The organism is Sinomonas mesophila, from assembly GCF_001999765.1.
GTDB lineage: Bacteria > Actinomycetota > Actinomycetes > Actinomycetales > Micrococcaceae > Sinomonas > Sinomonas mesophila.
Map to the genome: position 1 here is coordinate 292,068 of NZ_KV908322.1, position 20,292 is coordinate 312,359.

General features: G+C 65.3%; 15 protein-coding genes. 8 read left to right on the top strand and 7 right to left on the bottom strand.

The window, feature by feature from the left end; translation table 11 throughout:
• Positions 1 to 24: 24 nt before the first annotated feature.
• Positions 25 to 1,056: a PucR family transcriptional regulator gene (locus BV907_RS01225; RefSeq protein ID WP_077487822.1), complete on the bottom strand. Its 1,032-nt coding sequence runs from the start codon at positions 1,054 to 1,056 to the stop codon at positions 25 to 27.
• Between the two features lie 146 nt (positions 1,057 to 1,202).
• Between BV907_RS01225 and pruA the strand changes: the two genes are divergently transcribed.
• Positions 1,203 to 2,828 (top strand): L-glutamate gamma-semialdehyde dehydrogenase, encoded by a 1,626-nt coding sequence (gene pruA, locus BV907_RS01230; protein ID WP_245827712.1) that lies wholly within the window; start codon positions 1,203 to 1,205, stop codon positions 2,826 to 2,828.
• Positions 2,829 to 2,921: 93 nt separating this feature from the next.
• On the opposite strand, the gene proC is transcribed toward pruA, so the two are convergent.
• Positions 2,922 to 3,746: a pyrroline-5-carboxylate reductase gene (gene proC / locus BV907_RS01235; RefSeq protein ID WP_077487823.1), complete on the bottom strand. Its 825-nt coding sequence runs from the start codon at positions 3,744 to 3,746 to the stop codon at positions 2,922 to 2,924.
• Positions 3,747 to 4,051: 305 nt separating this feature from the next.
• Between proC and BV907_RS01240 the strand changes: the two genes are divergently transcribed.
• The 3 genes from BV907_RS01240 to BV907_RS01250 all read left to right on the top strand — a co-directional run bounded on the left by BV907_RS01240 (position 4,052) and on the right by BV907_RS01250 (position 8,634).
• A complete protein-coding gene (locus BV907_RS01240) occupies positions 4,052 to 6,097 on the top strand; it encodes an FAD-dependent oxidoreductase (RefSeq protein ID WP_077487824.1) in 2,046 nt (681 codons plus the stop codon).
• A 115-nt stretch (positions 6,098 to 6,212) separates the two neighbouring features.
• Entirely contained in the window at positions 6,213 to 7,571 is a 1,359-nt protein-coding gene (locus BV907_RS01245; protein WP_077487825.1) for an MFS transporter, read from the top strand.
• Between the two features lie 40 nt (positions 7,572 to 7,611).
• Positions 7,612 to 8,634 (top strand): Ldh family oxidoreductase, encoded by a 1,023-nt coding sequence (locus tag BV907_RS01250; protein WP_217697868.1) that lies wholly within the window; start codon positions 7,612 to 7,614, stop codon positions 8,632 to 8,634.
• A 397-nt stretch (positions 8,635 to 9,031) separates the two neighbouring features.
• Here BV907_RS01250 and BV907_RS01255 read toward each other — a convergent pair whose 3' ends face one another.
• Together BV907_RS01255 and BV907_RS01260 are read right to left on the bottom strand one after the other, a co-directional pair.
• Positions 9,032 to 10,378: a flavin monoamine oxidase family protein gene (locus BV907_RS01255; protein ID WP_077487826.1), complete on the bottom strand. Its 1,347-nt coding sequence runs from the start codon at positions 10,376 to 10,378 to the stop codon at positions 9,032 to 9,034.
• Between the two features lie 78 nt (positions 10,379 to 10,456).
• Positions 10,457 to 11,341 carry a substrate-binding periplasmic protein gene (locus BV907_RS01260; RefSeq protein ID WP_175637318.1) on the bottom strand — a complete coding sequence of 295 codons (885 nt, stop codon included), beginning with the start codon at positions 11,339 to 11,341 and terminating at the stop codon, positions 10,457 to 10,459.
• A gap of 1,589 nt (positions 11,342 to 12,930) precedes the next feature.
• Here BV907_RS01260 and BV907_RS18125 point away from each other — a divergent pair.
• Positions 12,931 to 13,362, top strand: coding sequence for a hypothetical protein (locus BV907_RS18125; RefSeq protein WP_139346533.1), 432 nt, complete (start codon positions 12,931 to 12,933; stop codon positions 13,360 to 13,362).
• Between the two features lie 421 nt (positions 13,363 to 13,783).
• Here the strand turns inward: BV907_RS18125 and BV907_RS18130 are convergent, their stop codons facing one another.
• The 3 genes from BV907_RS18130 to BV907_RS01275 form a co-directional block, all read right to left on the bottom strand.
• A complete protein-coding gene (locus BV907_RS18130; protein WP_139346534.1) occupies positions 13,784 to 14,767 on the bottom strand; it encodes a hypothetical protein in 984 nt (327 codons plus the stop codon).
• 329 nt (positions 14,768 to 15,096) lie between these two features.
• Positions 15,097 to 16,224, bottom strand: coding sequence for a hypothetical protein (locus tag BV907_RS01270; protein ID WP_077487829.1), 1,128 nt, complete (start codon positions 16,222 to 16,224; stop codon positions 15,097 to 15,099).
• A 218-nt stretch (positions 16,225 to 16,442) separates the two neighbouring features.
• On the bottom strand, positions 16,443 to 16,661 hold the full coding sequence (locus tag BV907_RS01275; RefSeq protein ID WP_077487830.1) for a hypothetical protein: 219 nt from the start codon (positions 16,659 to 16,661) through the stop codon (positions 16,443 to 16,445).
• 86 nt (positions 16,662 to 16,747) lie between these two features.
• Between BV907_RS01275 and BV907_RS01280 the strand changes: the two genes are divergently transcribed.
• The 3 genes from BV907_RS01280 to BV907_RS01290 all read left to right on the top strand — a co-directional run bounded on the left by BV907_RS01280 (position 16,748) and on the right by BV907_RS01290 (position 19,955).
• Entirely contained in the window at positions 16,748 to 17,467 is a 720-nt protein-coding gene (locus BV907_RS01280) for a DUF6308 family protein (RefSeq protein ID WP_139346535.1), read from the top strand.
• A 630-nt stretch (positions 17,468 to 18,097) separates the two neighbouring features.
• Positions 18,098 to 19,291, top strand: a complete 1,194-nt coding sequence (locus tag BV907_RS18135) for a hypothetical protein (protein ID WP_139346536.1) — start codon at positions 18,098 to 18,100, stop codon at positions 19,289 to 19,291.
• A gap of 229 nt (positions 19,292 to 19,520) precedes the next feature.
• On the top strand, positions 19,521 to 19,955 hold the full coding sequence (locus BV907_RS01290; RefSeq protein WP_077487833.1) for a hypothetical protein: 435 nt from the start codon (positions 19,521 to 19,523) through the stop codon (positions 19,953 to 19,955).
• Positions 19,956 to 20,292 lie beyond the last annotated feature (337 nt).

Here is a 20,292-nt window from a genome sequence, read left to right on the forward strand (position 1 = left end):
GGAACCGCGGCTCAGCAGCAGAAGTCAGGCCTCCAGAGCCCGCCGGTACGCGTCGAGCCACAGCGCCAGCTGGAGCGGCGTGCGCGTCGCGCCGACCCGGAGGTCGACGCCGGTCAGCTCGGCGATGCGGTCGAGCCGGTAGTACAGCGTGGTGCGATGGATGTGCAGCTCGTCGGCGGCGGCGGTGACGTCGCCGCCGTAGTCGAGGAAGGTGCGGGCGGTGGCCAGGAGTTCGTCGCGCTGCTGGGACCGGAGGACCTCGACCGCGGGGTGCAGGTCGGCGGGGCCGAGGGACGCCGGAGCGTCGACGACGAGCCGCCAGGCGCCCAGACTGTCCCACGAGACTGGGTCGAGGCGGGCACCGGCCGCGACGGCCGTGAGCGTGGCCCTGGCCCTCGCGACGGCGGTCGAGAGGGCGACGAGAGGCACGGGCGAGCCGCTCGTCGCCGTCCTCCGCCGATGGGTCACCACGGGGTAGGCGTACAGGCCGCCGGGCAGCGGCCACGCTCCCGTGCGCACCGCGGCATCGACCTGGACTTCGGCATCGTGCGGCAGCTGTTCCTGGCGGGCAAGCTCCCGCGCGGCCTCGGCGTCCGGGCCCTCGAGGAGGGCGGCGATGAGCTCGTTGCGGCGACGCCGGACATCCTCGGCCGAGCCGTGCCGTGTGGCCAGGACGGAGGCGGCGAGGTCCGCACACTCGATGAGCGGCTCGAGGTCCTCCTCTCCGACGATGTGCTCGGGGTCCAGAACCCAGAGGTAGCCCATCAGGCGTCCCTCGCGGCGGGCCGGGACGCACCAGCGGGCCCACATGCCCCGCTCGGGCATCTCGGGCGTGCGAACGGGGCCGACCGCCCTGTCCAGGTTGAACTCCCGCACGACTTCCGCGGCCTTGGGGTCCACATGCCGGTCGAGAATCGTGGACATGCGCGTCTGGTCCACCGACCCCCTCGTGCTCCACCAGACGGGCCGCTGGTCGCGGTCCTCGACGAGCACGGACAGGTTCAGGGCGAGGGACAGCCGATCCACCGCTGCTTGCACGTCGCCGCTGTCCGCCATTGATCTCTTCTCCACTCCAGTCAGCAACCCATCCTACAGATGCCGAAAACGGCTGAAGGCTCTTCGACATCCAGACGCAGGCCGGGGCCAGTCCGCGAACCTAACCTGCTGGGGACCTCTATTCCCGACATGCTGGAGAACGCCTCGTGACCGCACTTGCCGCATCCATCGCCGCGCAGGACTTCGACCTGGTGCCCAGCCGGTCGTACCGTGCCGGCTCCCCTGAGAGGGCCCGGCTTGAAGCCGCACTCACGGAGGTCCGGTCGGCCGCCTACGACCTCCCGCTCGTCATCGGGGGCCGTGAGGTCCGCACGGGGAACACGTTCCCCATCCTTGCACCACACGAGCGCGCAACGGCGCTCGGAAGCGTCCACACCGGCTCGGCGCCGGAGGTCGAGGCTGCCGTCGCTGCAGCACGCGAAGCCGGGAGGACGTGGGGCCGGCTGCCCGCCGATGAGCGAGCTGCCCCGTTCCTCAGGGCTGCTGACATGCTGAGCGAGGGGCCATGGCGTGACCGGCTCGTGGCCGCGACCATGGTCGAGCTGTCCAAGACAGCCGCCCAGGCCGACGGCGACGTCGCCGAGGCTGCCGACTTCATCCGCGCCAACGTAGCCAACATGGCGGCCCTTGAGAGTGTGCAGCCCGTATCGCCTGCGGGCTTCGTCAACCACGTCGACTATCGCCCCCTCGAGGGCTTCGTCCTCGCCATCTCGCCGTTCAACTACACTTCCATGAACAATCTCGCCTTCGGCCCCGCGCTGCTCGGCAACTCTGTGCTCTGGAAGCCCGCGTCCACCGCGGCCCTCGTCGCGAACCTCTCGCTGCAGCTGCTGCGCGAGGCCGGCCTGCCCGACGGCGTCATCAGCCTCCTCAACGGGGAGGGCCGCGAGATCGGCGATCTGGTGGTCCGCCATCCCGAGCTCGCGGCGATCCACTTCACCGGATCGACTCGCACCTTCCGCTCCATCTGGGACACCGTGGGCCGGAACGTCTCCCGCTACCGCGACTTCCCCCGCATCGTCGGCGAGACTGGCGGCAAGGGCTTCGTAGCTGTCCACCCGTCGGCCGACGTCGAGGCCGTCGCGGTCGCTTGCGTCCGGGGCGCCTATGAGTACCAGGGCCAGAAGTGCGCCGCCGTCACCCGCGTCTACGCGCCGCGGAGCCTCTGGCCGGCGCTGAAGGAGCGGCTCATCGAGCAGACTGAGGCACTCGCCGTCGGCGACCCGACCATGCCCGGAACACAGTTGGGCGCCGTCATCAGCGGCCGCCAGCACGCAGGGCACGTGGACGCCCTCGCCCAGGCGCGGGAGGAGAACCTGGTCCTCGCCGGCGGTGACGCCTGGGACACCCCCGGCTGGTTCGTCCAGCCCACGCTGCTCGAGGTCTCCGACCCCAGGTCGCGGTTCATGACCGAGGAGTTCTTCGGGCCGATCATGGCCGTCTACGTCTACGAGGACTCCGCGTGGGAGGAGACCCTCCGGCTCGTCGATGGCACCTCCGAGTACGGCCTCACGGGCGCGGTCTTCGCCGCTGATGAGAGTGCGATCGCGAAAGCCGACCGGGTCCTGCGCTACACGGCCGGCAACTACTACATCAACGACAAGCCGACCGGCGCTGCCGTCGGCCAGCAGCCCTTCGGCGGCGCACGCGCCTCGGGCACGAACGACAAGGCGGGCACCGTGTGGAACACGATCCGCTTCACGAGCCCCCGGACCACCAAGTGGACCCAGACGCCCGACTCCGGCTCCCGCATCGCGGCCCTCGACGGCTGAACCCCCTGCGGGCGAGCCCCGGTCATCGGCTGATGACCGGGGCTCGCCTGTCTGGCTCCTGCCTCCGGGCTGCTTCTTCCCTCGGGCGAAGTGCTACCGCCGGAAGCGGCCCGTCATCGCGGAGACGAAGGCCGCGCGCACCGCGCGCTCATCGAGTTCGCCCATGGCCGCGACAGTGTTGCCGCCGGGGCTCGTGACGCGTTCGCGGAGCACCACCGGGTGCTCACCGGATTCCCTGAGCAGGGCGCCGGCGCCCACGATGGTCTGCACGACGACGCTGCGTGCCATGTCCCGGCGAAGGCCCATTGCTACGCCGGCCTCGATCATGGCGTCGACGACGTAGAAGAAGTGCGCCGGCCCGGTGCCGCTGAGGGCCCCGACCGCCCGCTGCTGCTCCTCGGGCACCACGATGACCTCGCCGGAGAGGGAGAAGAAGTCGCGCACCTTCTGCAGCTGCTCCTCCGAGCAGTTGAGACCCGGCGTGAGGACCGCGAGGCCCTCGCCCACCTGCGCCGGCGTGTTGGGCATGACTCGGACGACGGCGCTCCCCTGACGCAGGTGCGCCTCGAGCTCCTGCGTGGTCACCCGAGCGGCCAGCGAGACGACGACGGCGGTGCTGGGCAGCGCGTCGGCGATCTCGTCCAGCACACCGGCCACCTGCTCTGGCTCGACGCCCACGACGACGAGCTCCGCCGTCGTGACCGCCTCGCGGTTGTCCGTGCCGCCCGTGACCCCGTACTGAGTGGCGATGCGCTCCACGTGGTGCCGGCGGCGGGCGGTCGCGTGGACCCGCTGCGGGTCGAGGCCGCCCTTGAGGGCGCCGGCCATGATGGCCTCGCCCATGTTCCCGATGCCGATGAACGCGGTTGCTGTCGTTGACGTTGTCGTTGCCACGCCCTGGTCGCGGGTGATGGTCATTTGTCTCCTCCTTGAGGGGTTGCCTGTGTCTCGGCCACGGCCGTGGCTCCACCGTAGGGACGCCCTTCGGGGCTGGGCTCTGACCGGTTGACGTAAACCTCCGGCCGCGTTCCGACAGGAATCGGAAGCCCAGAGGCCGGTCCGGGGTAGGGGGAGGGGCGCACTTCGATTTTTGTCGGAACTGGGGCTCAGGGTTCCTTCCTCTGGTCGAAGAGATCCCGCGGCGATCGACCCTACGATCGAGCGACAGAGCCGCAGTGACCTTCCTCACTGATACATTCCTGAAGGCAAGGAGCAGTACACCCATGACGGTGGAAACCCAGAAGGACCTCGACGTGAACGTGCCGCCAAGCAAGGACGATGCTTCCGAGGTGTCCCCGCGCAGCGACGAGAAGTTCCCACTGCTGCTGAGCCCGCTGACCATCCGCGGGAAGTCCCTGCGCAACCGCATCGTATCCACGCCCCACGCGACGGGATGGGACACCCCCGGCGGCACTCTCGTCCAGGCCGAGGTCGACTACCACGTGCGCAAGGCAGCCGGTGGCTGCGGGCTCGTCATGACCTTCGGTTCCGCGAGCGTCGATCCTGAGACGGCGGCTTCCTATGGCGCCATCGCCCTCTGGGACCCCCGCAACGAGCCGGCGCTCCGCGCCTTGGCCGACGGCGTGCACCGCCACGGCAGCTTCGTGATGTCCCAGCTCACCCACATGGGCCGCAGGGGCGATTCGCGCAAGTCCGGCATCCCGGTGCGCGGCCCGTCCGACATCCCCGAGCCCGAGCACCGCGAGGTCCCGGTGCCCCTCACCACCGCAGAGATCAAGCGGATCGTCACCCGCTTCGTCGACGTCGCGAAGCGGCTCGAGGCCTGCGGCTGGGACGGCGCCGAAATCACCTCGTTCGGCCACCTCATCGAACAGTTCTGGGACCCGAAGATCAACAACCGCACCGACGAGTACGGCGGCTCCCTCGAGAACCGCATGCGCTTCGGCATGGAGGTCGTCGAGGCCGTCCGTGCCGCGGTGAGTGAGAACTTCATCGTCGGCTTCCGGATGACCATCGACCAGCGCTCCGGCACGGACGAGGTCGGGCTGAACCCCCGCGAGCTCGCGGAGATCGCTGTCCGCATGGCCAACACAAGCCACATCGATGTCCTGTCCCTGACCGGCGGGGCGGCCATGACCAAGCAGGCCCTCGCCAACGCGATGGGCTCCGACTTCGTTCCCGAGGTCCCCTTCGGCGAGCTTGCCGCCAGCATCCGCAGCCAGATCCAGATCCCGGTCATCCTCGCCGGGCGCATTCTCGATGGCCAGCACGCCGAGGGCGCCATCCGCGACTATGGCGTGGACCTCGTCGGCATGACCCGCGCGATGATCGCCGATCCTGATCTGGGGAACAAGCTGGCCTCGGGGCAGCGCATCCGCCCCTGCATCGGCATCAACCAGGGCTGCATCGGCCGCCTCTACAACGGGCTCCCCGTGCGCTGCTCCGTCAACCCCGCCATCCGCGAACCCCAGCTGGGGACCCTCCTCCCGGCGCCCCGCGCCAAGAACGTCATCGTCGTCGGCGCGGGAGTGTCCGGGCTCGAGGCGGCCCGGTCGGCGGCGCTCCGAGGCCACAAGGTCGTCGTCCTCGACAGGGGACCCAAGGCCGGTGGCAGGGCGAGCATCAACGCCGAGCACGGCTGGCGCCCGACCTGGCAGCGCTACCTCGACTTCCTGATCGAGGAAGCCGCGGATGCCGGCGTCGACGTGCGCTACGGCATCGAGGCCACGGCCGAGGAGATCCTCGCGCTCTCGCCCGACGAGGTCATCTTGGCCACAGGCTCGAGGCTGCGCGAGGCGCTGCTGCCCGAGGGCGCCCTGCAGGTCCACGACGCCGACGAGATCATCGTGCAGGCGCCGGCACCCGCAGGAGCCGGGACCGCCGTCGTCATCGACGAGGAGAACGGATTCTGCGGTCCGACGGCCGCCGTCGCCCTCGCCGAGAAGGGCTGGAACGTCGTCATCGCCACCCCGCTGCAGATGGTCGCGGGCGACGTCGACGGGACCGTCCTGCCCTTCGTCCACCGCAAGCTCGAGACGGCGAAGCCGACGATCCTCGTGAACATGCGTCTCCACGCCGCCGACCACCAGAGCGTCACGGTCGAGAACGTCCTCACCAGCACCCAGACGGTGATCCCCGACGTTGGCCTCCTGGTCGTCGCGGGCCACCGTCAGGGCACCCACGCACTGGCCCAGCAGCTCGCGGCGAAGGCACCGTCGCTGTCGGTCCATCTCGTCGGCGACGCGCTCTCGCCTCGCGGCTTCGACGACGCCACCGCCGAGGGAGCCCGAATGGGGGCCGCCGTCTGACCGCGGCCCCGCCCACGACTACTCCAGCACACGGCTGACCGCCCTTCCACCGGTCGCCGTCCACCGGGGCATCCGCCCCGGCCCTTGAACCATGCCTTCCGAAAGGAAATCGCATATGTCCCATGTAGTCGACGACGCACCGCTGTCGTCCTTCCACAAGAAGCTTGCGCTGTACTCCTCAGGCGGCCCGTTCGTGGACGGGTACATCCTGAGCATCATCGGCGTCGCAATGATCCAGATCACGCCGCAATTCAACCTCTCCGCCTCGGAGCAGGGCCTTGTGGGCGCCGCTGCCCTTGTGGGCATCTTCTTCGGAGCCTTCCTCGGCGGGTGGCTCACCGACAAGTTCGGCCGGCATGTCCTCTTCACCGTGGACCTCATCGCCCTCGTGGTCTGCTCCATCGTCCAGGCGTTCGTCGCGGATGCCTTCTGGCTCATCATCCTGCGCCTGCTCATCGGCGCCGCCGTCGGCGCGGACTACCCGATCGCGACTTCGCTCCTCGCGGAGTTCACCCCGAGCCGCTGGCGCGGCCCGCTGCTCGGGGCGTTCACGACGATGTGGTTCGTCGGCGCGGCCGTCGCGTACATCGTGGGCCAGTTCCTGCTGACCTTCGAGGACGGGTGGCGGTGGATGCTCGCGAGCTCGGCGATCCCCGCACTCATCATCGTGCTCCTGCGCATGGGGACCCCCGAGTCCCCCCGCTGGCTGGCCAAGGTGGGCCGCCATGAGGAGGCCAACGAGGTCCTCGCCAAGGTCTACGGCCCCCACGTCACCTTGGCCGATCTGCCCGAAGAGAGCGGCAAGAATGTCAGCGTCGGCGAGCTCCTCAAGTCCGGCTATGGCAAGCGGATGGCCTTCATCACCATCTTCTGGACCTGCTCCATCGTCCCGCTCTTCGCCGTCTACGCGTTCGGCCCGGCCATCCTCGAGGCGCTCAAGCTCGGCGGAGACCTCGCCCACATCGGCTCGGCCGCGATCACAGTCCTCTTCCTCGTCGGCTGCCTCGTGGCCGTGTTCCTCGTCAACCGCATGGGCCGCCGGCCACTCCTGATCCACAGCTTCCTCTGGAGCGGCCTGGCCCTCCTGGCCCTGGGTCTGTTCCCTGAGGCCAACAACTGGGTCATCATGGCGTTCTTCGCGGCCTACGCCGTCTTCATCGGCGGGACGCAGATCATGCAGTGGGTCTACCCGAACGAGCTCTTCCCGACCGAAGTGCGCGGCTCCGCCGTCGGCCTCGCCTCCTCCCTCAGCCGCATCGGCGCGGCCGTCGGAACGTACCTGGTGCCTGTAGCGCTGGTGAGCCTCGGAATCGGACCCACGATGGTGATCGCCGCCGTCGTGACCCTGCTCGGGGTCGCCGTGTCCATGGCGTGGGCGCCAGAGACGCGCGGCCTGACCCTCGGCCAGTCCGCCGCCCTGACGGCCGGGACCTCGCAGCAGCCCGAGCGGCCGCGGGAAGACGCCCTGCGCTAGATTGCAGGCCATAGAGGAGACCTCGAGCAAGGAGAGCGCCGTGGCCGCGAGGACGCCGAGGGCGAAGGGTGTCGACGAGCCACGGGTGCGCGTGGAGGCCGGAGAACTGTCGGAGCTGTGCAGGGCTGCTGTGCTGAGGCACGGCGGCAGCCCGGCGATGGCCGCCTCGCTGGCCGACGCGATCGTGCACGCCGAACTGCGGGGAAAGAGTTCAGTAGGGGTCGGACACCTCTTCGACTACCTCGACTCCCTTGTGGAAGGCCGGATCGACGGCGGCGCCCAGTCGGTCGCGACGTGGCCAACCCCGTCCCTGGCGCTCTCCGACGCCCGGGACTCCATCCCGCACCTTGCCTTCGACGGGGTCTTCGAGGAACTCGTCCAGTCCGCCCGTGCCAACGGGGTCTGTGTTCTCAGCGTCAGGAACGCCTACACGTGCGGCGAGGTGGGCTACTTCGTCGATCGCCTCGCCCGCAGCGGCCTCGTGGCGTTGGCCGTGGCCAATGCCACGGCGCTCATGTCCGTCGGAGGATCGAAGAGGCCCGTCCTCGGAACGAATCCCCTCGCCTTTGCGGTGCCGGGCGAGGACGGGCCCGCCCTCCTCGTGGATCAGGCCTCCAGCCACACGGCGTTCGTCAGCATCAGGCAGGCCGCGGAGGCCGGTGCGCCCATTCCCCGAGACTGGGCGCTCGACGGCGAAGGGGAGCCGACGTCGGACGCGCGGGAAGCCCTGGCGGGGGCCCTGCTGCCCTTCGGGGGATACAAAGGCGGCAACATCGCCCTCATGGTCGAGCTGCTCTCAGCCCTCTCGGGAGCGAGCTGGTCCGTCGACTCGGGGCCCTTCGACTCGGGCTCAAGAAGCCCGGCCGTCGGCATGTTCGTCCTGTGCCTCGACCCGGCGCGCTTCGACCCCGCCTACGTCTCGAGGGTGAGCGAGCACTTGGACCGGCTGGAGACCGAGCACGGCGCCCGGCTGCCAGGGCGGGGCAAGGCCGAAGCGGCGAGAGCGCGGGGCTGCGAGATCCCCGCGGACATCCTGGCCAAGCTCCGGAAGCTCGCTGCCTGACCAGGCCCAGGGGGAGCGCTGGCTGCTCGAGCCCGCCTCGATCAGTCACGTGGCATGGCCTTCTCCCCAGAGTGAAGCGACCGAGTGCTGGAACAGCGCGGCCATGCGAAAGCGCCGGGCAGGCCAGCAGCCCCGCCTCCCGGGTAGGCGGACTCGTCAGGCGATGCCTCCTCACGCCGGCCCGCCACTGCAGATCTCATGCCATCGGTTCGGGATCTGAGGCGGGAGCATCTGGCGAGGCAGGCAGGCTGCCTCATTGCCAGGGGGAGACCCGAGCGACGGTGACTGCGGCGATGCTCCTATTTGGTCGACTTCGCAGGACAGGCCCAGCCGATGTGGTCGCTGAAAGCAGAAGTGCCCCCGGCCGGCTGGCCGGGGGCACTCGTCCGCGTGGGGTCTACCTGCGTTGCAATGAATCCGGGACCGACTGCCGGACGAGTTCCGCCACCCGGTGAGCCTCTGCATAGGCCCCGTGGGAGCCCGCCGTGGCGGAGGTGTAGTCCCCGGCGAAGTGCACTCGTCCCACCGGGCGCTGCAGCTCCGGCAGGACCTGGGCTCGCTCGGGTGTGAGAAGTGAGAAGCAATGCTCCCAGGACTGGCCGTGCACTCCGAGGATGTTTCCGCGCAGGGCGGGAGCGACCTTCAGGAAGTCCTCCACCCACTCGTGTATCAGCGCAGGATCATCGGAGAAGCCCGGCACGTGGCCTGCAGTGTTTCCATAGCAGACGAAGCGCACGATGCCCGGGGGAGTGCCAGGAGCGGCCACGCCGGGCAGCGGGTTGATGATGGCGTCGAACCGAGTGCCCACCGTGGTGAGGAAGGACCATTGCGCAACCTCTGGGCACTGGTTCGCGTCGGCGACGATGTTGAGGGTGGTGCTGCCGGGAGTCTTGACGCGGGCCAGGGCCCGGGACTTCCAGTCGGGCAGCCCGGGGCACAGCTGCGCGACCAGCGGCGACGGGACAGCCATCACGACCTGGCGACTGCTCAGGGTGAGGCTGCCTGTCGGAGTCGTGGCATGGATGCGGTAGAGGTCAGCCTCTGAGTCAAAACGCACTTCAGTGACGCGTGTGCCCAGCTGGACTGTGTGCTCGGGCAGCCTGCGGACCATGGCCTGAGGAATGGCCTGCATCCCGTCCACGAGGTAGAGACGGTTGTTCTTCTCCCGCGCCAGATAGCTGGCAAAGTAGCGCAGGGCATACTTGGCCGACAGCTCCTGTGGTTTCCCCACCGCGCCCCCCTTGATGGCCGCCTCGAGGATGGCCACGACCTGAGGGTCCAACCCGGTGAGCGAGTCAGCGACAGTGTGGTCCTCCAGCGAGTCAGCCGCACGGCTCAAGGCACCGTCGGCGGTGAACGAGCTGTACTCGTCCAGGACATTCGCCATGAACTCCCGCAGCTGCCGCTTTCCGCGCAACGGCAGAGGCAGACGCTCGACGAGCTCGTCGTCGTCGGTCGAGACCGAGGTGACGCCGGCGACGTGGATCCCGTAGGTGGTGGGGCGGAAGGGGATCAGCCGCAGGCCCAGTTCGGTGGCCAGCGACTCGCTCATCGTGTCCCTGTAGACGAAAAGCGCCCCGGTGTTGGCCGGCACGCCAGCGACATGGACAGTCTTCGTCCGGCCTCCAACTTCCGCGGCGGCCTCCACGACGCGCACGTCAAGCCCGGATCCGCGGAGGAAGTATGCCGTGCCGACCCCGGCCGGCCCTCCGCCCACGACGACAACGTCATGCACAGTACTCATCAGTCTCCTTCACAGTGATGATGCAAAAGGGAGGGGCAGCCTGGCTGTCAGCAACCAGGCTGCCCCTAGGAGGGAGCGCTACAGGAGATACGGCTCGCCGGTGTTGCTCGCCGACTCGTCAAGGTCATACTTCTTGAGCGTCTCGGCGATGAAGCCCTCCTCGCGGAGCTTCTTGATCTGGTCATTCAGGGCCTGGGTGAGCCCAGGGTTGCCCTTTGCCGTGGGCCAGTTCAGCTGGCCGGGCCGGGACGTGACCGCGATGCGGGAGTCGGGCTTCAGCGGCACGATCTTGGCGCCGTCTACCGGAGCGGACTCGAACCGGTGGGTGGTGGCCGCGACACTGTCGATGACGGCATCGAGGCGTCCGCTGGCGAGGTCCTGGAAGACGGCTTCGGGGTCCTGGTAGACGGAGAAGCTGTCGCCGAAGATCTTCTGCAGATCGTCGTTCCAGAGATTGCCGACGACGGATCCGATCTTCTTGCCGTCGAGTTCGCTGATCGCCTGGTAACCGGCAATGGAGACGAGAGCGCCCTGGTCGAGGTAGACGGGGTCGCTGAGGGCGACGAGCTGGGAACGGGCCTGGGTGCGGTACCAGTCACCGGCCGCGAGATCAGATCTTCCCGTCTGCACCGAGGGGATGGCGGCGGCGGCGCCACCGGCGGAGTCGACAACGAGCGTCAGGCACTCTCGCTTTGCGATCTCGGTGAGAAGTTCGCCTTCTATCCCGCCGAGGCCGCTGTCCTTGAGCATGGTGTGCGGAGGGAATTCGTAGGTGGAGACAGTCAGTTGACCCTCGTTGACGGTGCTGAACTCGTGCTCGGGAGTGCAGCTCGCCGTTCCGGAGCTCTCGGCCGAGCCGCCGCACGCCGACACCGACAGGGCCAGGGTCAAGGCGGCCCCTGCGGCGACGCTGCGGGCCAGATACTTACGGGGGACGTGGGTACTGCGAACGGAATTGTTCATGGTTTTCCTCGGTTCGAAGGATGCGAGGCAACGCCGCCTTGCACCCATAGCGTCTGGAGTTCTGTTGGAGCCGCCCTTCCCAGGCGGCCCGTGCGGGGAAGGAGCTCGAGTCGCGTTCTCTCGAACCCGAGCGTCGAGGTGTGTTCGATCGTAGGGTTGCGCTCCAGTGGAGCGCTTCGACGGACTGAAGGAACCACCCCGTGCTCCTTCGACAAAAATCGAAAGGCAACATCCCGCTCCGCTCGGCCAGGAGCCCTCTTGAGCAGTTTGCTCGGACCGCCGACCGAAGCAATTAGGGCTTCAGAGAGCTAGCACCCGTTAATGCTGTCTCTGGCCCATGTCGTCTCTGCTAGTAAGACAAGCGAGCCCTCAGCGGGGAAGCACTATGTGAAGCAATAGCTTGACATAATATCCGCTCTCGACGGCAGCAGCGTCGGCCGTGGGGTGGGTACCGTTACAGGAAGTGGCGGTACCGAGCTTCCATCCAGTTGTGGCGGGGAGAGGACCGGCTTGCCGTTGCAGCGGGTTTGGCCGGCGTGCTTTGTCTGATCTCGGGACGTAAAGAACATGTGGTGGTCGCAGCGAGTGGAGCCTGTTTGTGCTGATTTAGCAGGCAGGAATTTGCCTCAGAAACGAATGCCAAACATACTCCTCGCATTGACCCCCGGGTCCACAATCCTAAATGATGAGATGGCGGGAGCCTCGTAAAGCAGCAACCCGGCATCGAAGGGCTGGTTCGGATCATCGGCCAGCGCTCCGATTCCCGCGGCGAGCACGTCGTCTACGGTTTGATCGTCGAAGGCAGGATGGTCGTCGCCCGCGGCCGCATCGACGCGTCGTTCAGCGGCGCGGTCGAGGTCCGGCGACGACCATGGACCCCGGCTTCTGTGCTACCGGTACAGCGATCGGGCGTCCGCCCGAATGCCGTCCGGAACGCGCTGACGAAGGCGCTGGGAGAGGAGAAGCCGCAGGTCGCGGCGGCCTGCGTGACGGCCCGCCCCCTCGGCGAGCGTGAGGACTCTGCAGGCAACTGGAGTGCAGCGGACAAGGCGGCTGGAGGATGGCGGCGTGAGCGCCACGCGGCCACTATTCTCGAGGGCGCACAGCCGCACAGGATGGTTTCTGGCATCTTCCTTATGGAAGGGCGTCGATCCTATCATGCGCTTGTGGATGAGGGGGGAGGCGGCCCTGCCGGAAGGCGAATCCTGGTCGCGGTGCTTTGGCCCATGCTGCTGGGTGCTGTCGGGGTCGGCGGCGTCTTGGCCGTCAATTCGGTGCTCGGCCCGGTCTACGCTCCGTCGGCGACTCTCCCCGCTCGCAGTGCGGCGGCCTCCCAGCCCAGCCCGAAGGCCCTGACTAGTGCCCCCACACTGGATACGGGCTTGTTCGCCCGGAGCTCCGCGGCCACCAAGCGTGCGGCAGCGTCGACCCCTGCCTCTGTCCCGACCCCACCTCCGGCTCCGTCTCTGGCCGCCCCGGCACCTGCGCCTCAAACACCTCGAACGACCGCAATACAGCCGACCGTCCCCAGGTCCCCTCGACAGGCACTGGAGTGCCCGTCGGGTGCCGTGACGGTCACTCTGGACAATATGAGTGCCACAGACATTGGAGTCTGGTTCGGTGCCTTCGACGTCGAAGTGCGAGGGCGGGCCGTGAACAATATGAACGCTCCGGTGAGCGTCTGGCTTACCGGGCCCTGGATAAGGGGCCTCAACACCTCTGGTGAAGATGTCTACAGCCTCAGCAACTCTGAATTTCTGACACCACCGCCACCCTTGGGAACGCCGGCACCAAGCCAGTACACCCTGCAACCCGGTGCAAGTCTGGAGTTCGTGGCGAACACCGAAGATCTGAACGAGTCCCTCATGCGGCAAGTGGCCTCTTGGTACATGGAGCCACCGAAGTACTCCTTCGACTTCGACATCGATCTCCAAGTGAGGGGATGCGACACAGTCCTCGAGATCCCACCGGGCCGGGGTGCGATCGCCAATACATTCGTTCCCCACCCCGGAGCGCCATAGTCCGTGCTGCCTCCGCTGTCACCTGAACTCGGAGCCCCCTACCTCCCTCCGAATAGACTCCGCTGCCTTCGGAGCCCTCAGCCGGTTCTTCTCCACTTGCCACAGCCACTCGACCACAACCCTTCCCCATCCTGACCAACACGATGGGGCCCTCGTACGACGATGGCGCGCAAGATGGCGCAACCATTAGGAACTGCGTCCCGGCGTTACCGATCCAACATGACCGAACCCTGAATCGCTCGGTAGGCGTCAGGGCGTTGTGTCAGACCGCCAACATGGAGCAGCCGTCGGCCGAGTGGGGTTGGGAGCGATCGGGCCCGGCATGGGGTGCCCGGCCTTTCGTACCGGGCGGGGCCAGGACCACCTTGGTCTGGGCTCTGTGAGGTCGGACCGGATCCTGCTGCTGCGAACCATGAGCAGGCTAAAAGTTGGTATTGCGACGCTGCCACGACCCACTACCTGGACTTTCGAGGTTGCCGGTGTCCAAGTTGAAGGTCCATGTGTGATGTGAGGATTGTATGCCTTTCGCAGGACCTTTCACTTTCGCGTACGAATCTTTCAGGTCGATATGAATGCAAAGATGAGAGTAACCCCTCTCCTTTAGCTTGTTCACCAGCGCCGGGGCATCCTTTTGTGTGAAGTCCTTCAGGAGTTCGTTCCATTTTGGCTTGAAAGCAGTGATAAGTGCGGCCTCTGCTGCATCAACTGTCGCCTTCGAGACGGGGCCATCTGCCAGGACGTCCGCCCAGTTTTTCGCCATCGATCGGATCGTTGGTGAAAAATCTGTCCCGCGTTGAATCGTCTTGAAGTGTGCATTTATAGATGTTAGCTGCTGATCTATGGTGATGAACGCTACCGCGCGATTGTCAACCAGATCTTGAGTATCGCTAAATATCTTGTCCACGGTCTTGTGACCCTGAGTCAGGCGATCTATCGCTTTGCTGCTGCCATCCGTCCCATACGATTGGCCAATGTAGGCAACCTCGAAATAGAAAAGCCCTTCAAGAGCGTCCACTTGCCAAGTCTCAGCCTTGATAACTGCTTTCGCTACCTCAGCGACTGTGACCCTTCGCGGCTGACCACCGCCCGAATCGGGAACGAGGACGAGCGATTTTGTGGGATCGAACGACAATGTGGACTCGGGGAATGCAGTCTTGGGCACCCTGAGGGTTTGGGGCATTGTGCTGTCCGTGGTTCCATAGGTGAAGTCCAGTTTCCACCCCAACCAATCGGGGGAAGTGCTGAGAGCGGTCGGCACCAACTTCGGGCCGACCACGACAAAGTAGATGTGATGCTGCTGCACACGCGATAGCTCTGCCAAGTCTTCCCGAAAGCGTTCAGGGGCCGACCACGTCATGCTGGAACTGTTTTCAATGCCCAAGGTAACTTTAGGTTCGTCTGCCATAGTGTCTCCTGCTCTCCAACTGACAGCAGTTTAGGCAACATCCTGCCGGCTCGTCCTGGACCAGGCTCTCCGTCGCCAACGCATAAGTGATGATCACCCATCCGAACACCACGAGCCCCGCAGGCGAAACCAGCTGGCCGCGGACCAAAAGACCGCCCCGCTCAGCCCCCCGACAGCGAACAGCGCGCCGCCGACCGCGCAACGAAAACCGACAGCAGCCTGATTTCAGACTTGCGCAGCAGAAAACCCCGGTGAACCGCACCAACCCGAGGAAGCGCTCCCCTCGCACGACTTCGGCTTGCGGCAGGCAAGTGGCGTCGCGCAGGAGCTCAATCAGCAGGAAGACCGAAGTCCGGCGAGGAGGCGACGCGGCTGGCTCTGAATACTTGGGCAAGCGTCGAAAGCGCTTCGAAGACGCCAAGGGTCTCGCTGAGGAACTCGAGATACGTCATCCCGGAGGGATCATCGTCACTGACCACACGGCCTGTCTGGAGGTCGTGGTGCGCTGTCGCGTGGCCGATCGTATTGCGGCGGCGGTTATTGAGGAGATCCGCGAATGACTCCCAGCCCGGAACCTGAGTCACATACGCGACCTTGTAGGCATTCGGCAGCTTGTCGAACTTCTCGAGGCTCTTGGGGCGCTTGTTCGCGGGCACGCTCTCGGGATGGACCTCTCCGAAGTCATCGGGGCTACCGCGCTTCACGGTGTTCTGAGCCGCAACGAGCGGCCAGAGGCACTTGCAGGCGAGCTCGAATCCATGTTGGTACAGGTCCCTCACTGTCGAGAACTCGTCGCGGTAGAGCACCAATTTGTTGAAGGCGACCTTCTCTTCCGGCCCGACGAACCTGCCGAGGAGCCCCATCTCCCAGGACTCGTGTTGCTCGACGAAACGGTTGAGCTCAGTGAAAAGGTCTCGTTCCAGCACGGCCGCCGCTTGACCCCGACGCCGAAAGGCCAAGAGGTGGTCTCTGTGCCGGTTCATCGCTGCGGTGTGCTTCCGCGAGAACCGGCCGATCACTCTCTCGCTGGTGGTCCCAGTGCTCCCCGTGATCATCTCCGTGGCTGTTCCCAGGGCTTGGTAAGCGACAGTCGTTCGCTCATGGCTCGTGCTCGGGTCCCAGTCAAGCCCGAATCGCTGCTTCGCGATGCGAGAAAACATCTGGGTGTTGCCTTGGAGGTAGTACTGAAACAACACGCGGACGTGTGGCCACATGGCCCGGCTTGCCTCAAGCGCAGTATGCCGTTCGGACTCGAACTCGATGAAGACGTCTTCGCCGAGGATCTGAAAGAGCGTCATATTTGGGAAGGCCCCGGTCGGAGCGAAGGAGTCAGCTTCGTAGAGCGACGGCACGAACGGGTTGATGGTCAAGACGAGCGCGCCGGGAAGCTCTGAGGAGGGGTTCAACACGTCGCATTCAATGTCGATCCGGTGGTTTTCAAGTTCGGTGCCCGACATGGAGCCTCGGATCGGCAGACGGCAATGCGGACAAGGGAGATAGAAGCGCGTACCTCTGGTCGGTTCCACACCCAGCCGTGCGACGAACACTTCTCCACATCCGTGGCACTTGAGGTGGTAGCGGGAGATCACGGTGCCAGATTAATCCATGCGAGGGTCCTTCGCCGCGCAGGCCGCCTTGCCGAATCAACACCACCGGTTTAGGGACACAATCGGCTTCAGCCCTTGGCACCCAGGAAGCTGTCGACGACCCGCCGGTCGTCAGCCAGGGCGAGCAGGTTGGCCCGGTCGCTGGTCACCTGGAAAATCGTCCGCTGGTTCAGGGTCTTCTGCGGTTCTCCGCTCGTCCGGGAAGATTGCTGGGAGGGACCGATGGAGGCCTGGTTCGCCGGGCTCAGAGTCACATGGGCGGGCAGTTGCTGAAGGCGCACCGCCATGAACAGATCGCATCCTTGGGCAGTCGCTCGAATTGAGGACGCCAGCTTGGGATCGAAGGATCACGGGAAGTGGGAAGATGGCCGCTGTGGCGATCACCCTCACAGCGAGCCTTGCGCCGGGGGCAGAAGTCCGCGCCGTGAAAGTGCTGCGGCACTGCTTTGCGCATATTGGCGGGACACGCAGCGGATTCACGGGAGGATGCTGGGATGCGTTCGACCCGAGTGGGATGCGTACTGCCTCGACCAACACCTTCACTTCTGATGATCTGATTGCCTGCTCCCTGTTGTCTTCGCCTATTGGCGGGGGAGCGGCCGTCAGCCTTCTCCAGGGCCGGCGTCGCGAGTTCGAGGTGCTCTTGGAGCAGATCGGCCCGGATCGCGACTTCATCACCCTCGATACGACTGAAGGGTCTGAGTTTGCGCCGGTCAGGGCGCTGTACACGGCACTGTGTTCGTTGCCTAGGATCGGTCAGACGCATGCGACCAAACTTCTGGCTCGCAAGCGACCTCGCCTGGTGCCCATCATCGACCAGGTGATCCTCGAGGCAGTCTTCAACGGAGCGCCCCGGCAGTGGCAGCTCCTTCACGAGGAGTTCCGCGCCGAAGACAATGCGCTGTGGAATCGACTCATCCGCCTGCGCGAGGCCGCCGGGCTCGGGGTTGAGGTGCCCATCATGCGCGTGTTCGATGTCCTCGCGTGGATGGACGGAAGTGGAAACTCCGAGCGAGCCCTCGGGAACGGTGCAATCGTCGACACCTTGGACCCAACGGTGCAGCTCAGGGATATGGGCAATCGCGGCGGCTGAGCCGGTCGTTGAAGTCCGAGTCGGCGCTGTCAAAGTGCAGGCAGGCCCAGACGACGTCGGAGATCAGCGGCAAGCGCCCCGTTCTCCTGGCAGCCGGCCCCGAGGCGTCATCAGTTCCTGCGCTGGGCCGTGTCCGGCTCGAGGGTTGGGGACTCTCATTGCACCTCAGGCTGCCGAGTGGCGAGCATCAGGAATGGCGGGTTTCCTGCCTTGAGGATCAGAGCCTGGGAGGTGGGTCCCTCGGTGTTGCTGCGTGCCTCGTACCAGAGGCCGTCATGCTTCCGCCACGCGATCCCGGCCGCTGGCCCGACGCCTCCGCAATGTAGACCTTGGGAATCTTGAAAGGGGACCCACACGCGCAACTCGGCCGTCCGGCTAGGAACTGGCTGTGTCGGCTTCCGCCCACGGCGACTTGTCGATTTCACCCTGCCAACGGATTCGGACGGAGCCTCTGCATGAGGCTGTCCCCGCGCTACACATGGGAGTGGGACGAGCTGCTTGTAGTCAAAGCTGCATAACAGCCATCACCGGCTTCATACGGCACTTCCAATCGGCTGTCGGCTGGCCTATTCCGATTCTGGGCTATCGCCGCCTGTTTTAGAACGATGTCAAGAAGACTACGATCCTGCCATGGAAGGGCAGACGACTTCGCGAATTTTTAGGGTGGCGCTCTTGGCGGAGTCCGCTGCCGTGTTCCCGGTGGACGACGATTGGAAAATCCAAATGCCGGATGATTCCGGCCGGCGGGTCCATCTGACTGCGCTAACAAGATACGTCGGGGATGAGACCCTCCACACAGCACGAGAACTGGTGTGTCACTTCGAGATTGAAGCTGATCACATAGACGAGGCCATCGCAATAGGAACGGAAGCGTCCTCATGGCTTCTTCCAATCATGGCGTTTGCCGCCAACGCTGAAATCGGAGAACCTCGACCCCACGTCGCCTATGAGCTCGCCCGCTCTGAGACAGGGCGGGAGTTTTTGCAGTTCTACCGGGTCTTCCGTGATGATGAAGCCCCGCAACGAAGCCGGTTCATTCACAAGGGCTCCACCGAAGCAGTTGTTGCGGCAATTAGTGGCAATGAAGAGGAACAACGGCTATGGCGGTGTCTTTCCCAATATGCCTTTGCCCTGGAAAATTGGACCTTCGGAAACGAGTTTCTGGCACTGAATCACCTTTGGATTGGCGTTGAGAACCTGAGCAAGGCAACCCTGAGAAACAAGTGCCGCAACTCCGGGATCACCGAAGGACAGCTGGCCGAGTCATATGGGCTGGATCCTGCGGACCGGAACTGGCGGCGTGACTTACTCACGGCAGTCCGACTGCACTTGATCTTCCAAAGCGACCAATCGACTCACCAGCGTGCACGGGCGGTCAGCGATGGATTCGAGCACGGGTTCAGACCCGCGAGCGAGTTGCAGAGCGCAGCTGCTGAAATTTGCCCCAGAGTGTTCGCATACCTGCGTCAGGCCGTGCTGGATGTGTTGGAACTAAAGCCTGAGATCGCTTCGGCGATTATGGCTAGGGACCCTCTGGACTGGCGCTCGGCCCATAAGTTCATTCGAGGGTGGTTGGTCGGCGATCCCGACGATGATCGTCTCGGCTCGCCGGAAGTACTGTATCCGCAGCTGAACTGGGGCACAGTACTCAAAGAGATGAAGATCCACGAGGATGAATCGATCAGCTACACGTACGATGAAAATTTGACCCCGATGCTCGGCATTGGAATGGGGTTCAAGCTCCGCGGTCTTGGTGCGAGCTGGCGACCCCTGAACCATGACAGACAAGGGCTCAACCAGCCAGGCCAGTCGGAGGGAGAATAAGAACCTGCCGCCCGCTGAAAACTCAAAGCCAGACAGGATGTTCCTTCGCCAATGAAAACCATGAGTGCCGTTCCTTGGCCTTGGGGGAGCACTATCCGAAAGACCCGCAAGTCTGCCTGATGTCGGATCTCCGCTCGAATCGACGATCCTCGGTTCAAGGTTCGACAAAGTACCGTCTTCTGAACGAGTTCAATGGCGTGGGCCACGCCCAGTCTGCGAGAATCGCCGTATGGCTGGCCGCCCCGAGTCCGACGAGCACTATGTGCTTGACCTGTGCGACAAGATCCTCGGCGCGAGCGGCCGCCGCCAAGCAACGTTTGACTGGCTCCGCGGCGACCCGTCCCCTTCGAGACCCCTCGGCACAAAGCTCCCTGTGGACGGCTTCTGGCCCGGTCTCGAGCTCGTAGTCGAGTTCCAGGAGGAGCAGCATTCGAAGCCCTCGCCATTCTTCGACCGACGCCAGACCGTATCCGGCATCGGCCGCGGCGAGCAGCGCCGCCTCTACGACGAGCGCAAGAGTCTACTCATCCGCGAGAACGGGTTGCGTCTCGTGGTGATCGATAAGTCCGCGTTCGTCATCAGGTCGAAGCGGATCATGCGCGACCCTGGGAGAGACTGCGCCGTTGTCCGTCAGCACCTCAGCAACTACGCGAACAGGTCCTGAATAGCGCATTCCGCGTCCCGGCCATGTACGAGACGATCACATCGTCTTTCCTGCACTACGTCCAGGAAAATCCTTAACTCCGCCGCCTGAAGCCCGAGCGTGATGTTCATGTGGTGATCGCACCCTTTCGCCTGGTATTGCAGCGATTGCAGTATCACTCTTCACAGTGTTATTCGCGCTCCTCCGGGTCAATGTACGTAAGTATGCATGTGGTGCGATGGCAGCGCGGGCGCGAAATCTGCCTGTCTAAGAGGGCCGCGAATGCTTCTGGGGGGGCTATCCGAGTCCATCCTCGATGTAGCGGGCCAACAGCTGAATCGGCGCGAGCTTGTTCGGC

Excerpts from the sequence above, each read along its gene's own strand:
- BV907_RS01290 (WP_077487833.1), top strand. The coding sequence starts at position 19,521 with ATGGCTGGCCGCCCCGAGTCCGACGAGCACTATGTGCTTGACCTGTGC.
- BV907_RS01255 (WP_077487826.1), bottom strand. The coding sequence starts at position 10,378 with ATGAGTACTGTGCATGACGTTGTCGTCGTGGGCGGAGGGCCGGCCGGG.
- BV907_RS18135 (WP_139346536.1), top strand. The coding sequence starts at position 18,098 with ATGGAAGGGCAGACGACTTCGCGAATTTTTAGGGTGGCGCTCTTGGCG.
- BV907_RS01260 (WP_175637318.1), bottom strand. The coding sequence starts at position 11,341 with ATGAACAATTCCGTTCGCAGTACCCACGTCCCCCGTAAGTATCTGGCC.
- BV907_RS18130 (WP_139346534.1), bottom strand. The coding sequence starts at position 14,767 with ATGGCAGACGAACCTAAAGTTACCTTGGGCATTGAAAACAGTTCCAGC.
- BV907_RS01270 (WP_077487829.1), bottom strand. The coding sequence starts at position 16,224 with ATGTCGGGCACCGAACTTGAAAACCACCGGATCGACATTGAATGCGAC.
- BV907_RS01245 (WP_077487825.1), top strand. The coding sequence starts at position 6,213 with ATGTCCCATGTAGTCGACGACGCACCGCTGTCGTCCTTCCACAAGAAG.
- BV907_RS18125 (WP_139346533.1), top strand. The coding sequence starts at position 12,931 with ATGAGTGCCACAGACATTGGAGTCTGGTTCGGTGCCTTCGACGTCGAA.
- BV907_RS01275 (WP_077487830.1), bottom strand. The coding sequence starts at position 16,661 with ATGGCGGTGCGCCTTCAGCAACTGCCCGCCCATGTGACTCTGAGCCCG.
- proC (WP_077487823.1), bottom strand. The coding sequence starts at position 3,746 with ATGACCATCACCCGCGACCAGGGCGTGGCAACGACAACGTCAACGACA.
- BV907_RS01240 (WP_077487824.1), top strand. The coding sequence starts at position 4,052 with ATGACGGTGGAAACCCAGAAGGACCTCGACGTGAACGTGCCGCCAAGC.
- BV907_RS01225 (WP_077487822.1), bottom strand. The coding sequence starts at position 1,056 with ATGGCGGACAGCGGCGACGTGCAAGCAGCGGTGGATCGGCTGTCCCTC.